The 13,896-nt window shown below is 40.6% G+C and carries 12 protein-coding genes; 6 read left to right on the forward strand and 6 right to left on the reverse strand.

Annotated elements, in window-relative coordinates:
• Window positions 1-337: 337 nt before the first annotated feature.
• A complete protein-coding gene (locus G3352_RS03280) occupies window positions 338-1,567 on the forward strand; it encodes an MFS transporter (RefSeq protein WP_163753758.1) in 1,230 nt (409 codons plus the stop codon).
• An 848-nt stretch (window positions 1,568-2,415) separates the two neighbouring features.
• Entirely contained in the window at window positions 2,416-4,347 is a 1,932-nt protein-coding gene (locus G3352_RS03285; RefSeq protein ID WP_163753760.1) for a fructose-1,6-bisphosphatase, read from the forward strand.
• A 145-nt stretch (window positions 4,348-4,492) separates the two neighbouring features.
• Here G3352_RS03285 and G3352_RS03290 read toward each other — a convergent pair whose 3' ends face one another.
• Complete coding sequence (locus tag G3352_RS03290; protein WP_163753762.1) at window positions 4,493-5,386, reverse strand: ketopantoate reductase family protein; 894 nt, start codon at window positions 5,384-5,386, stop codon at window positions 4,493-4,495.
• Between the two features lie 160 nt (window positions 5,387-5,546).
• On the opposite strand from G3352_RS03290, the gene G3352_RS03295 reads away from it, so the two are divergent.
• Window positions 5,547-6,131, forward strand: coding sequence for a TetR/AcrR family transcriptional regulator (locus G3352_RS03295; protein ID WP_163753764.1), 585 nt, complete (start codon window positions 5,547-5,549; stop codon window positions 6,129-6,131).
• Window positions 6,132-6,579: 448 nt separating this feature from the next.
• Here the strand turns inward: G3352_RS03295 and G3352_RS03300 are convergent, their stop codons facing one another.
• The 3 genes from G3352_RS03300 to G3352_RS03310 all read right to left on the reverse strand — a co-directional run bounded on the left by G3352_RS03300 (window position 6,580) and on the right by G3352_RS03310 (window position 8,106).
• Window positions 6,580-6,867: a Dabb family protein gene (locus G3352_RS03300; RefSeq protein WP_163753767.1), complete on the reverse strand. Its 288-nt coding sequence runs from the start codon at window positions 6,865-6,867 to the stop codon at window positions 6,580-6,582.
• A 75-nt stretch (window positions 6,868-6,942) separates the two neighbouring features.
• Window positions 6,943-7,284 carry a nuclear transport factor 2 family protein gene (locus G3352_RS03305; protein WP_163753769.1) on the reverse strand — a complete coding sequence of 114 codons (342 nt, stop codon included), beginning with the start codon at window positions 7,282-7,284 and terminating at the stop codon, window positions 6,943-6,945.
• 27 nt (window positions 7,285-7,311) lie between these two features.
• On the reverse strand, window positions 7,312-8,106 hold the full coding sequence (locus G3352_RS03310) for an SDR family oxidoreductase (RefSeq protein WP_163753771.1): 795 nt from the start codon (window positions 8,104-8,106) through the stop codon (window positions 7,312-7,314).
• A 175-nt stretch (window positions 8,107-8,281) separates the two neighbouring features.
• Here G3352_RS03310 and G3352_RS03315 point away from each other — a divergent pair, with 175 nt between their 5' ends.
• Window positions 8,282-9,163 carry a LysR family transcriptional regulator gene (locus G3352_RS03315; protein WP_163753774.1) on the forward strand — a complete coding sequence of 294 codons (882 nt, stop codon included), beginning with the start codon at window positions 8,282-8,284 and terminating at the stop codon, window positions 9,161-9,163.
• 607 nt (window positions 9,164-9,770) lie between these two features.
• Window positions 9,771-11,141, forward strand: coding sequence for an MATE family efflux transporter (locus G3352_RS03320; RefSeq protein WP_163753776.1), 1,371 nt, complete (start codon window positions 9,771-9,773; stop codon window positions 11,139-11,141).
• A gap of 597 nt (window positions 11,142-11,738) precedes the next feature.
• On the opposite strand, the gene G3352_RS03325 is transcribed toward G3352_RS03320, so the two are convergent.
• On the reverse strand, window positions 11,739-12,584 hold the full coding sequence (locus G3352_RS03325) for an MBL fold metallo-hydrolase (protein WP_163753778.1): 846 nt from the start codon (window positions 12,582-12,584) through the stop codon (window positions 11,739-11,741).
• 119 nt (window positions 12,585-12,703) lie between these two features.
• Window positions 12,704-12,973 (reverse strand): WGxxGxxG family protein, encoded by a 270-nt coding sequence (locus tag G3352_RS03330; protein ID WP_163753780.1) that lies wholly within the window; start codon window positions 12,971-12,973, stop codon window positions 12,704-12,706.
• Window positions 12,974-13,124: 151 nt separating this feature from the next.
• On the opposite strand from G3352_RS03330, the gene G3352_RS03335 reads away from it, so the two are divergent.
• Window positions 13,125-13,643: a DUF3231 family protein gene (locus G3352_RS03335; protein WP_163753782.1), complete on the forward strand. Its 519-nt coding sequence runs from the start codon at window positions 13,125-13,127 to the stop codon at window positions 13,641-13,643.
• Window positions 13,644-13,896 lie beyond the last annotated feature (253 nt).

The following is a 13,896-nucleotide window of genomic DNA, read 5'->3' on the forward strand; positions in this document are numbered from 1 at the left end:
AGGTGCGAAAGTCAACGGAATCAAAAGACTCCAACAATGGTAGCAACTAAAGATGAAGTGCTCCCTGCTAATTAGTATGAGATGAATAATATCACCATTATAATCAACACAGTCACCATCATTGATGGTGGCTTTTTTTGTTTTGTAGAGCGGGTGCAGCCCTGGCAGGAAAAAAATATTTTTGGGAGACGCACTCTGAAAATTCAGTCTTTAGTATGAGGTGAACGATGATGAAGTCCGTATAATTAGGAATTGAAAGGAGAGTCATATCTAACTAAAATCGGCATCATTCGGGACAAATTGGAGGTTGAAAAGATTGGATAGGCACGAAAAAAGCATGAATGCACCAAGCTTGTTTCGCAATCGGTTCCTGCAGACGATTCTATTATCAAGTGTGCTCCTGCAGGTTGGCATTTGGGTACGTAATTTCGCTATTCTCCTGTACGTTGCGGAGAGAACAAACAATGATCCATACGCCATTTCGCTAATCAGCGTAGCCGAATTCGCACCAATTTTTGTTTTTTCATTCATCGGAGGTACATTTGCTGACCGCTGGCGGCCGAAGCGAACGATGATCTGGTGCGATTTATTATCCGCGGTATCGGTATTCGTAGTACTTCTGACCATACATTACGGTTCTTGGCACTCCGTTTACCTTGTCGCATTCATCTCAGCTATTCTTTCGCAGTTCTCTCAACCTTCAAGCATGCGTTTGTTTAAGTATCATGTGCCGGAAGAACAGCTCCAGCAAGGGATGGCTCTATTCCAATCGCTGATGGCCATCTTCATGGTGCTTGGTCCTATGCTCGGAACCTTCGTTTACAGCACGTTTGGTCTTGAAATATCGATCGCTGTCATGGGCTTGGTTTTTCTGCTCTCTGCACTCGTTCTTATTCGGCTGCCAGAAGATCATATGCAAGCTCAAACCGTCCCTGTAAAAGGGCAGTTCCTCAAAGAATTCATTGAAGGCTTCCGCTATGTTTGGCATAGCCAAGTACTGCGGATGCTCGGACTTGCGTTTATTCTCGCGGGACTGGCTGTTGGCGTAGCCCAAGCGCTCAACCTGTTTATCGTCACGGAGCGGCTGGGCAGAAGCGAGGAGTTCCTGCAATATCTGCTAATGGTGAATGGTGCAGCTATGTTGATTGGCGGTGGAATCGTAGCCGTCTTCGCCAAGCGGGTTCCGCCGCAGATTCTTCTTGCGATAGGTATGATCGCAGGCGCAATCTGCACAGCAATTGTAGGGTATTCGACAAGCGTTTCGCTTACCCTAACCGTTCAATTTCTGAATGGACTTGTTTTCCCTTGCATTCATATTGGGATCAGCACAATGATTCTGAAATGGTCAGAGGCTTCGATTGTCGGCCGGGTGAATGGGGTACTGAATCCGATGTTCGTTGGCATGATGGTCGTATCCATGTCTTTCGCTGGCGCGTTAAAGGGTGCCTTTTCGCTGGGGACGATCTATGGTGGTGCAGGATTATTATTTCTTCTTGGCGCATTGGTCATGGTTCCGATCATGAACCAAAAAGCGCCGGATAACACACATCTTGCACAAGAGACATAATTTCGGATATTTATAAGATTTTAATGAGAAGAGCCGACCATGAAGAAGGGATCGGTTCTTCTTCATTCCTTGGTGGTTAAGCCTCCAGTCTCATACCGGTAAAAATGGTGATCGTTGTTTTGCTGGAAATGGCCGCTGAGAACTTTGATGGCTTCGTCATTTCAGATTATAGAAAAATACAGTAAGAACTTCAATAAAGACGAATAATGTCGAGGGACAAGAACATATTCCCATTGAAGCTGCTATTTTAGCGGCTTTTTTGTTTTATCGGAACAAGTTCATGTTCCAAGGAACAGACAAGAACTTGTGGGAAACGTTAGTCCAGAAGTCGATTAACTTGACCGGCTGCCTTTTGTTCAACTAATAGGAGGTACTATATCTTTGAAGGAAGACCAAAGTTTTTGGGGAGCCAATGATGCTGGTTGAGAATTTAGACTCGCTTCTTTCCTAATCCTGTTTTCAAAAGTTATGGACAGATAGAACACAATTCATATTTCAAAATAACTACGGAACATTGTTTAATTCATAATCACTATTATAGTTAGGGTATTGAAAGTTTTAAGCTGCGGGATATTACGTGAGTCAGTGGGCTTAAAATGAGGAACTCCAAAATACATCCCTTAATGAAATTTGTTCATATATGAGAAACTGGAGTATGATGGGGAAGGCAGTGCTGATAATCACCATATAAATAATTTTATTTTTATTGTTAACCATACAGGTAAAGAGTTACCAAAAAACTAATGTTTTTCTTTTAGCTATTGTTCAAAAGGATTGTCCTTGGAGCGATATCTTCGAGCCTTAATGACCTATACATCACTATACTTCCTTGAAGGGGGACATCTGTTTTGGATGAGCAGTTTCTAGATTTATTGGCCGAGAAATATGATACGGAAGAAAAAATCATAACAGAGATCATCAACCTTGAAGCGATCTCCAATCTCCCGAAGGGAACCGAGCATTTTGTCAGTGATTTGCATGGGGAGTTCCAGGCTTTTCAGCATGTACTAAGAAACGGTTCGGGTACCGTCAAAGAGAAAATCAAAGAATTATTCCGGGAGGTTTGGACGGATCAAGAAATCAATGATTTTGCGGCGTTGGTTTATTATCCGGAAGAAAAAATACAGCTGGTTATAGGGGAACTGTGCAATAAACAGGCTTTGAACCAGTGGTATAGACAAACGATTGAACAAATGCTTAAGCTTATTTCTTATGCCTCTTCCAAGTATACGCGCTCGAAATTGCGTAAAGCTCTGCCGGAGCAGTATGTATATATTGTAGAAGAGCTTCTATACAAGACGGATTCGACCAACAATAAGGATCCTTATTACGAGGAAATATATCGGCAAATTATATCCTTGGGCCAGGCGGACAAGCTCATTATCGGCCTTGCTTATACGACCCAGCGCCTGGTGGTTGACCATCTTCATGTGGTTGGAGATATCTATGACCGGGGGCCGGACCCCGATAAAATTATGGATACGCTAATCAACTACCATTCTGTAGACATTCAGTGGGGGAACCATGATGTCCTCTGGATCGGTGCCTTCGCGGGTTCTCTGGTCTGCCTTGCGAATATTATCCGGATCTGCGCCAGATACGACAATCTGGACATCATTGAAGATGTATACGGAATCAATCTACGCCCACTGCTAAACTTGGCGGAGAAATACTATGAAGACAATTTGCCCTTTAGACCTAAGCTACAGGCTGGCCATAGCGTATCGGAGCAGGAAATTCTGCAGATCACCAAAATTCACCAAGCCATTGCCATGATCCAGTTTAAACTTGAAATCCCGATTATCAAAAGACGCCCATACTTTAATATGTCTGAAAGACTTTTGCTGGAGCAGATTGATTACGACAAAAATGAAATCAAAATCTGTGGTAAAACGTACCTTCTGGAAAATACCTGTTTCGCAACCGTAAATCCGCAGAAGCCTGAACAATTGCTGGAGGAAGAACGCCAGGTGATGGAAAAGCTGCTGTTCTCCGTTCAGCATTCCGAAAAGCTGGCCAGACATATGAATTTTCTCATGAAAAAGGGTAGCCTTTATTTAAAATACAACGGGAATTTGTTAATCCACGGCTGTATTCCTTTGGATGAAGAAGGAAATATGGAAGAAATGCAGATTGAAGACAAGACATATGCGGGCCGTCAATTGATTGATGTTTTTGAAGATTATTTACGTTACGCCTTTGCGCATCAGGAAGAGACAGAAGATCTGGCGACGGATATGGTATGGTACATCTGGACAGGGGAATGTTCCTCGCTCTTTGGAAAGAGAGAAATGACTACTTTTGAACGGTATTTTATCCAAGATAAAGAAGCACATAAGGAGAGAAAGAATCCTTACTACCATTTACGTGAAACTGAAGAGATCTGTCGAAAAATCTTGTTGGAGTTTGATTTGAATCCGGATCATGGACATGTCATTAACGGCCACACGCCAGTCAAAGAAAGTCGTGGAGAGAGCCCTGTTAAAGCAAACGGAAAAATGATTGTGATTGACGGCGGTTTTTCCAAAGCCTATCAATCCACAACGGGCATTGCCGGGTATACCTTGTTGTTCAATTCCTTTGGCATGCAGCTCGTCGCTCATCAGAAATTTAATTCAAAAGAAGATGTGTTATGTAACGGAACGGACGTGTTATCTGTAAAAAGATTGGTGGACAAAGAACTGGAGCGGAAGCTGGTGAGGGAAACCAATGTCGGGGAGAAGCTGCTGCAGAAAATCTCAAAATTAAAGGATCTACTAGAATATCGCTACATGAAATGAAACGATTGCTAAAAGTACACACCCGGATCAACCGTTTGAGTGCAATTTGACGTAGACGCTCGTATTGGGCAGGGAAGTAATAATACCCTGCCTGTGCGAGCCTTTCTTTTTTCACAGAGCGATTTAACACGAGGCCTATGAGATGTCATCGCCGGGAGGATATCATTTTATGAAACATCTCGTCTAATAACATTATTTCCGCTTTTTGGCTGATGGCGTGGTTCCCAAGCTTTACATCAATGATGAAGTCATTGCTCAGCATCTGGCGGTAACGGGAAATAATATCGTTGTCAGGCAATTCTCCCATTTCCTTCGTTTCGGGTGGGATTACCGGAATTCCAGCTTGCTCTACCAGATGAATGTTTTGTTTAATATCTGCGGCGATCTTGCTTAACGTGCTTACACTTCTTGCTGTATCTATATCTACCATTCCGTCATTCGTATAGAAGTGCTTGTTGACGATCGCGAGCGCAGTATGCGAAATATGGAATGCTTGAATGTCTTTTTGGATTTCATAATGCAAATCCACCGATTCAAATATTTGGGCAAGCTCTTTCACTCTTTCGGTTGTCAGTCCATTTATTTCACCAAAAATGGTTCCTTGATGTTTTTCGGAACCGAATTGGGCGTATAGAACATCTTCTTTGATGTCTCCACCGGCACCAGGGAAGCCCGGAAGTAAGCGATCTCCCACGATTTCAAGCCAAGAATCATATCCAATGGTGTTGGTCAAGGTGACGATGGTCTTGCTCCGATTATGCTTGATCGCAGACAGGGCAGATTCGGCCTGATCATATCGGACTGGGACCAAAATGAAATCATAAATATCGTCGTTATCAAGCTTTTCTATCGACTTGATCGATATTTGCTTTATCGTTCCATTATCGTTGTATTTCAGTCCGTCCCTTTTTAGTGCCTCCATTCTCTTTCCTCGTGCAAGTATTGTGACGTCTAGTCCCGACTGTGCGAATCGGAGTGCATATACACTGCCAATCACGCCGGCGCCAAATATCAAAAGTCTATGTGGTCTGGTGCTCAATATGATCCTTCCTTTCAAAGAATTATTCACAGATTGTTTAAGCAACACCTGTTTGATAAGATAATAATATCGCATGCTTATGATTTCAACCGGCAGAGTTAGTGGAAAGTTGCATAGGCAACACATTGTGAAAATTGATGTTTAACAAGGAGATTTAGTAATGGTAAATCAGGAAGATCCGAGGGTGTTGCGTACACGACAGTTAATTAGAACCGCGTTCAGACATTTGTTGCGGAGAAGGGGATTTGATGCAATCACGATCAAAGATATCGCACAGGAAGCAACCATTAACCGCGCCACCTTTTATGCCCATTTTGAAGATAAATACGCTTTGCTTGACGAAGTCACAGAACAGGCTTTTCATGAGATGATTCCTGAGCATGTGGCGAATGCACAGGAGTTTACGGATGAAATATGTGACCAGTTGATCTTGCAAACACACCAATACATCGTAGATTTTTACCGGATCTGCAGAATAGATTCCAATTCGATGGCTAAGCTTGTCGATGAGAAAATAAAGAAAATGTTGCAGCAAACTATAGAAAGCATTTTTTTGAAAGGGGATACCCACCATGAGGTGAACAAGCATCATATAAAAATTGCGGCGGCCATGACAGGTTCAGCGATCTATGGCGCTGCGCATTATTGGTTAAATGTCGAGGAAAAGGATCGAACCGATGAGCTTGTAGACATTGTTCGTCTCTATGTAATGAACGGCCTGGGCTGCAATCGTAAATGGCGATGAATACAAATGAAAAACGAAACTGGTCAGATAGGAACAATGGTGTACCATAAGTTACACACTTAGATTTGGCTACATAACGAATGATGGATGATGTTGAAAAAAATTGTAAATTTAACAAGGGTATGTTTTTCTCGTACGCTCAACGATGATCGGTTGTCAAGGGACAAGAACATATTCCCATTGAAGTCGCTATTTTAGAGGCTTCCGGTATAAGTTCGTGTCCCGAGCCAAATGGAACAATGTACTTGTCTTTTACGACAAGTACATTGTTCCATTATCGATTAGATGATTATCTAAATAACAAGTACATATAGATAATACCTCAGAAAACACCATGATACATGACAGAGAAAATTGATCAGTTGGTTGACCTTCATTTTAATGATTTCGCAGTCACTTTATTATGCGTAATTATTATAGCATTTGTCCCATAGTTTGTTGCAGCACATTATGTTTCGTAGCAAACCGATGCTAAGCTGTCTAATACACCACCGATAAATATGCTGACTTCTTGGTGTAAAGGATCTACCAGATACGTTTCCATATCCGTTATCGATGCAAATTTTGTGATCAGCATGAGATCGTAAGAAGATGAATCACGACGCATGTCTATCTTGACCTGCATATCGAGTAAGGTTGCGATATTTCCTTTCATTTTAAGGAGGACTTCTTGTGTTTCCTCAATTTTTGTATCGGAAGAGTCTTTTAGTCTTATAAGCAAGTGGTTAATTATCATGAGTATTTACCCCCGTTATAATTAGGATTTATATATAGTGGCCTTAGAAAATTCCCAAGGCCTTTGTGGTTATCTTTAGAAAATGGATAGGCTGACTATTTTATCGTCAACAATAACGAAATGATAATTTAATAATAGTGGATCGGGTAAACCAGTCTTGTCGTAGGTACCATCCAGCTTGCAAGTTAGCACAATTTCTTCACCCATTTTTTTTGCTGTTGTTGGCTCTAAAGTTACATTCGCCGCGAAATGGTATTGATCACTCCATTCTCGGATCGCCTGTTTGCTATTTCGCTTTTTTCCTTCATCCAATACGACGGCATTTTCGGAAAAACAATTTACGAACTCTGCAGGGTCTGGCTTGTTAGATGCAGTAATATATTTGCCGATCACAGACGGTAAATGATTGAGATCCATATTGTTCTCTCCCTTTTATAATGATAATTAGATTGTAGGAATTGTTCCCCCATCTATGACATATTCACTACCTGTAATGGATGCTGCTCGGTCTGAGACCAAAAATGCAACCAGTTCAGCGACTTCTTCTGGCAACCCTGGCCGACCAATTGGAATACCTCCGAGTGAACTCATAAGTTGTTGGAGTGCACTTTCTCGATTTCCGGTTTCCGTTGCGATCCGATCAATTAATGCGTCAGCTGCTTCTGTCTGAATAAACCCGGGAGATAATGTATTTATTCGAATTCCCTGAGGAGAAAATTCATTCGATAATCCTTTGCTATAATTAGCCAGCGCGGCTTTTGCAGATGCATAAGCCAGTGTAGTTTCATATAAAGGCAAACGTCTTTGAATGGAAGTGAAATGAAGAATAACGCCTGAATTTTTTTCTAACATAAGTGGAATTAAGCCGCGATCAAGTCGAACTGCTGCGAGTAAATTCCAATTTAATGCATGAAGCCAATCCTCATCACTCAATACAAGTGCGCCTCCTGGTGGTGTGGTTGATCCGCCTACGCAATGGACAATAATATCGATACTTCCAAGTTGCTCTTTTACTGCTGTAATTACTTGCTCTATACCTTCAGGTGTGGCGACATCTGCTTGAACAAATTTGACCGAATTCGGCAAGTCAATAGATCGAGAACGGGCAGTAGTAAGGACTGTAGCTCCGCCGTTTGCAAGCCTTCTTACAACAGCTTGTCCCATTCCCTTTGTTCCTCCGGTTACAAGGACCTTCTTACCTTCAAATTCTGATGCAGAGAACTCAAATTCTTTATGCATATCTATTCCTCCTAGTGATGGTATTCGATGCTTAATTTAAACTCGCTCTGTTCTTTAACCTTGATGTATTGATCGAGAGGAGCTAAAACTAATACTACACTTGCTACTTTTATAACGTCCAATTTATTATAATAATGAAATTGATGAATAATATTAATATATAGGGGATATTTTAATGGAACTTACACAATTAGAATACTTTATGACGGTTGCGCAGCTTGAACATATGACCTTAGCTTCCAAAACACTCGGGATTACTCAGCCAGCGTTAAGTCATGCAATTGCCAAGCTTGAAAACGAAATAGGAGCCCCTTTATTTGAGCGAAATGGACGAAATATAAAGTTGAACCGAAACGGTACCATGTTTTCTAAATGGATTGGTAGAGCGCTACAAAATATTGAAAATGGCCTAAAGGAAATCGAAGAGTGGTCTAATCCGGATACGGGTGTGATTACGTTGTCTTATCTAAACATTCTCGGTGTTGAATTGATTCCTAGCCTAATAAGGAGTTATCAATTGGAGTATCCCAAAGTGCGGTTCGAATTGACACAAGGGAACTTAGGGGATATTGATGAACATTTGGAGCAAGGATTTTCGGATATTATGATTACATCGAGGGAATCCACTTTGGATAATCATCACTGGATGACTGTTCAAAATGTTCCTTTATACATTGTTGTTCCCTCTCAACATCGTTATGCAGATTGTAGCGCTCTTAGTTTGGCAGAGCTGTCTGGCGAACCATTTATTGGATTGAAAAACAACTGCGGATTAAAGGCGACGATTATGTCCCGGTTCCGACACACCGGATTTGTTCTTGCTTCGGCTTATGAAGCGGAGGACCTGATCACTGTAGCCGGTTTTATAAAGTCGGGTCTTGGTGTATCCGTATTGCCTAAGACGTTGGGTTTGATGTTAGATGAATTGGTCTGGATCCCAATCATTGATGAAGGTTGGTACTGGGAAATCGGGTTGAAGTGGAGAGAAGATCATCATATTTCCCCAGCAGCCAAAAGGTTTATTGAATATGTTGAAACTTTACATCAAGTAGAATGAATGCCGAAATTTTTAGTTTTCTAGATTACGTTCAATTGTGAGATTGAAATCATTAAGAAGAGCATTAGAGAAACCTCTTTTTAAATGGCAGACAACCATTCAAAGAGAGGTTTTTGCAATGGAGATCCTTACGAAATTATCTATTCATTAGACGCTCTATTCTTGCGTATTTAGCATTCTAATATTTTGTGAGTATATGGGGATTAAACATGCACTTTAGAGGCTGTTAAACGCGTGATAGAACCTTTAAAATCGATGTTTTACATAGGTGTTTATTGTGTTAATCTATATTCATTGATTCGAATCCAACATTATATTAATCGATTAATCTATGATAAAAAGTGCTCCATTTCATTAATGAATAAGATATTAGGAGGAACAGCGTGAATTTAAAGATCACAAGAACAGTGGATGCGCTTACCATCAAACAATATCCAATGTAAGTAGTTATCCTTTCACATCCCATAGGAACAGTACGTCAAAAAAATGTATTTCCCTCTAATTAGTTCATATAACAACAGTTTTGTGCTATTTAGTGCTCTTATTTTATGATGGCTTTTGAGCATTATTAACATTTTCTAAATATCAAAAAAAGGATGTCCATGTTATGAAAAATAAAATGAATTACCGTTTTACGAATGAAAGTATCCCTAAGCTAATTTTTTGGTTAGCTACTCCGGCCGTCATAGCTCAGTTAATCAATGCCATGTATAGCGTAGTTGATCGAATGTTCCTGGGTAGAATGGAAGAAGGGGGAACACTAGCTTTATCGGCTATAGGTGTATCTTTTCCGATTATAATGTTAATTTCAGCGTTTGCAGCTCTATTTGGAACTGGTGGTGCTCCTTTAGCTTCTATAAAAATGGGAGAAGGGGAACATAAAAAAGCGGAAGAATTGCTTGGTAGTTGTTTTTCTATGCTACTAATAGCATCCATACTAATAACAACTGTGTTTCTTCTATTTAAGTCACCATTCTTAACACTATTTGGTGCCAGTCATGAGACTTTGCCATTCGCCAATGAATTTTTAAACATTTACCTTTTTGGAACTTTAGGGGTACTCATTTCTCTGGGATTAAATCCGTTTATTGCAGCACAAGGTTATGCTAAAACAGCCATGCTCACGGTATGTGTTGGTGCGGTTGTGAACATTATCCTCGACACCATTTTTATTTATGGTATGAATTTGGGCATTAAGGGTGCTGCATGGGCTACTGTTATTGCACAATTTATTTCGGCGATTTGGGTGTTAGGCTTTTTAACATCCAAACGTGCCCATTTGCGCTTACGCTTATCCAATATTCGCATCAACCTTAAACAAGCAGCAAGCGTCCTTACGCTGGGGCTGTCTCCGTTCATTATGCTATCGACGGAAAGTTTAATTCAAATTGTATTTAACACGTCTCTCGCCAGATATGGTGGTGACATGTATGTTGCGGCTATGGGGATTATGGGAACGCTGATGCAGATATTTGGGCTATTGCTGTCCAGTTTTGCACAGGGCGCACAACCAATCATTAGCTATAACTACGGAGCTCACGATTATTCACGAGTAAAATCCACAGTTTCATATTGTAGTATTATTTGTGCTGCTATTGGCTTGTTGATGTGGGGTATAGCGATTTTTATACCGCAGCTACCCATTAGCCTGTTCACCAACGATCTAGAGCTTATTGTACTGACGGCTAGACTAATGAAAATATTTTTCCTAGGAACATGTATTTATGGTATTCAATTAGCCTTTCAACAGATCTTTATTGCCTTGGGACAAGCTAGGGTTTCTATATTCATCGCGATTTTGCGCAAAATTATTCTGCTCATTCCATTAGTACTCTTTCTCCCAAATGTTATTAGTCCGAAAACGGACGCAGTTATTATTGCTGAGCCCATCGCAGATTTATGTGCGGCAATTACTTGCTGTGTTTTATTTGGAGTTACCATTCAAAAACTTTTAAATGATAAATCAACTAAATCTTGAATGGATTGACTGCTCCTTGAAGAAGGGGGTTATAAATAAGAATTGAAGAGCCCTCAGACTAACGCCTCTTTATTAATGAATGGTGTATTCGCTCCAATTGCGGGAAAAGGCTTAAATTTGGACCGCACATGTTAATCTTCTCGAGGGACAAGAACATTGTGTTATTTCGGATTAGGTAGTTATCTATTTAGTTATATGATGGAATGTCGATTAGAATATTTAGCTGTTTCATTAAGCTAACGGTCAGTTTACAGTAATGAATGCCCTTGTCATGAAATGCTGCTAAGCGGCAACAAAACAATGCTGGACCATGTCCCTTCCTATAGGTGGCCCAAAACTTTGCAAAGCCAAAAACGGAAGTGAAACTAAGTCTCTTGCTCAAAATAAACACTCAACGATGATAGAAATTTGATATTGCATATTGCATTCATTGAAAGTCTTGATGTCATGGGATATTTGTTCCATTCAAAGCCGCTATTATAGCGGCTTTTTTGTTAGAACCGATTTTCTGGCATACCATCATTTGAACATTCAAAATCATAATTGCAAAAGCAAAGTGGTTTGGATAACGGATTTGCACCTTTATCCAAAAAAAAATTAGTTAACGTACCTTCCATAATCGGGTATGGCAATTTGGTCAAATTCATTAACAAGTTTACTCAGGCTTGTTGTTAGCACCTCACCGGACATCGGCAATCCATGACCCGTTACAGCAACTTTGGGCTTTAAATCCTCAAGTTTAATAACAGATTGCTTTGCAGCTTCCCAATCTGTTGTTAAATAGCGAGGGGGGCCGCTGATCTCCAATTCCTGAGTAAAAACTTTATACATATACTCTTGTTTTACAGTAGTAAAAGCATCCCCTGCGATTAACGCTCCATCGCTTTCCCGAAATAACGAAATATGACCAGGAGAATGTCCTGGTGTATGAATCCATCTAAACCCTGGCATATGGGGTATAGTCCCGTCTGAAGGTAATGTTTGTACGCTGCTCCCAAGGTTTATTGGTTCATTTGGAAACGATGGGGACATTTTAGCTACCAGACCACCTTCAACCGTAGGGTCTGGTTCCGGGTATGATTTCTGCCCTGTGAGGAATGGCATTTCCAATTGATGCGCATAAACCGGAACTTCCCAGTGCTTGACCAGTTCTATTAACCCGCCGACATGATCAAAGTGTCCATGGGTCAAAATTATCGCTTTGGGTCGGCTGTTTGGACCAAAACGTTCCTCGATGACCGAGATTATTTCATTTGCTGACTTTGGCATTCCAGCATCAACTAAAACCAACTCGTCAGATTCTGGGTTACCTACTAAAGAGATATTAACGATTTGGATAGTGTGGCAAAATAGATCAGGCAATATTTCAATCCCTACGCCACTTTTTACTGAAGTTACGGGAATAAATTTATAATCAGTTCCATAATTCAACTCTTGTTTCATTAAACCATCCTCCTTGAACTTTTTGCTGCCTTATCCCCACGACATTTTAATTCGTTCCTTTAAAAGAGCTCTGCCACACTGGCAGAGCTCTTATATTCAAATGATGCGAAGTTCCAAAATTAGCGATCAGAGTGATCAGATACTCTTTTACGCATGCCAGCTAGACCTAGTAATCCAAGCAAGCCAAGCCATCCCCAGTCCATACGGTTATCGTTAGCTGTTGAATTTGCTCTTACAGTGTTTGGGTTATTATTGGTGCTGTTGTAATGGTAAGTGTTATTGTCTCGTCCATCAACCGTAGCTTCATTTACATCGTGAGCTGACGCAGGAACAGCTAAAGAAGCCAATAAGAATATTGAAACAACTGCAGTGGTTAATTGTTTTTTCATAAAAAATAGCCTCCTCAATATTGTGATGAATTTAATATCCCCCATAATAATTTCATTATTCCATTATGAATTTATGATTGTGTTGAATATGTTGTTATTAAATTTGGGACTATATATCCGGTGGAAAATAAATTTAAAAGGAGTGTTTATGATGGGAATATTAAGTGGAAACCCCAAAAATGAACCTATGCATTATGGTGAAATCTTCAGTGTATGGCAATGTTCAACAGTTGCGAAAGGAGCGCTTTCCTTCTACCAAGCATTTCTAAATCATGCAGGAGATAAGGATTTAAAGAAAACATTAGAAGCACTGATTGATCAAGCAAAACTTGAGATTAAAGAGTGTGATACTCTGCTAACGGATAACGGAATTGCGCCAACGCCAGCTTTACCAGAAAGACCTCCAGTAAAACTTGAGGATATTCCTGTTGGTGCGAGATTTACTGATCCGGAGATAGCGGCAAAAATTGCATCGGATACTTCGATGGGGTTGGTTGCTTGTAGTCAAGTTATGGGGCAATCGATTAGAGAAGATATTGGAGCCTTATTTGCAAAATATCATGTCACGAAAACTGCTTTAGGCGTTCGTATTCTTCAGATGAGTAAAGAAAAAGGTTGGCTTATTCCTCCGCCTCTTCAAGTGAAAAGACCCGAAGCAGTTGAGGCTTAAAACTACTCAATCCTCTGCGACTGAGTAGTTTGTAAAATTTAAAGTGCTAATATACAAGAAACTCATATATTCAAATGAATCCCTCTGTACGAGTTGTGATCTCGAACCTCCCGCTGTGCAGGCGGGGGGAAGGGGATATGAGGATGCTTAAGGCCAAGAGGAAGAAGACGGACAATGGGGTTGCTCTGGTATAAAAAGTAGAGTGTTGGATATAATTTTATGGGACTCCCATTTCCTAAGGCCTACCGTTTCA

Origin of the sequence: Paenibacillus sp. ALJ109b, assembly GCF_010747435.1 — a bacterium.
Classification (GTDB): Bacteria; Bacillota; Bacilli; order Paenibacillales; family Paenibacillaceae; genus Paenibacillus; species Paenibacillus taichungensis.

Excerpts from the sequence above, each read along its gene's own strand:
- G3352_RS03330 (WP_163753780.1), bottom strand. The coding sequence starts at position 12,973 with ATGAAAAAACAATTAACCACTGCAGTTGTTTCAATATTCTTATTGGCT.
- G3352_RS03335 (WP_163753782.1), top strand. The coding sequence starts at position 13,125 with ATGGGAATATTAAGTGGAAACCCCAAAAATGAACCTATGCATTATGGT.
- G3352_RS03325 (WP_163753778.1), bottom strand. The coding sequence starts at position 12,584 with ATGAAACAAGAGTTGAATTATGGAACTGATTATAAATTTATTCCCGTA.
- G3352_RS03320 (WP_163753776.1), top strand. The coding sequence starts at position 9,771 with ATGAAAAATAAAATGAATTACCGTTTTACGAATGAAAGTATCCCTAAG.
- G3352_RS03280 (WP_163753758.1), top strand. The coding sequence starts at position 338 with ATGAATGCACCAAGCTTGTTTCGCAATCGGTTCCTGCAGACGATTCTA.
- G3352_RS03295 (WP_163753764.1), top strand. The coding sequence starts at position 5,547 with ATGGTAAATCAGGAAGATCCGAGGGTGTTGCGTACACGACAGTTAATT.
- G3352_RS03310 (WP_163753771.1), bottom strand. The coding sequence starts at position 8,106 with ATGCATAAAGAATTTGAGTTCTCTGCATCAGAATTTGAAGGTAAGAAG.
- G3352_RS03315 (WP_163753774.1), top strand. The coding sequence starts at position 8,282 with ATGGAACTTACACAATTAGAATACTTTATGACGGTTGCGCAGCTTGAA.
- G3352_RS03305 (WP_163753769.1), bottom strand. The coding sequence starts at position 7,284 with ATGGATCTCAATCATTTACCGTCTGTGATCGGCAAATATATTACTGCA.
- G3352_RS03300 (WP_163753767.1), bottom strand. The coding sequence starts at position 6,867 with ATGATAATTAACCACTTGCTTATAAGACTAAAAGACTCTTCCGATACA.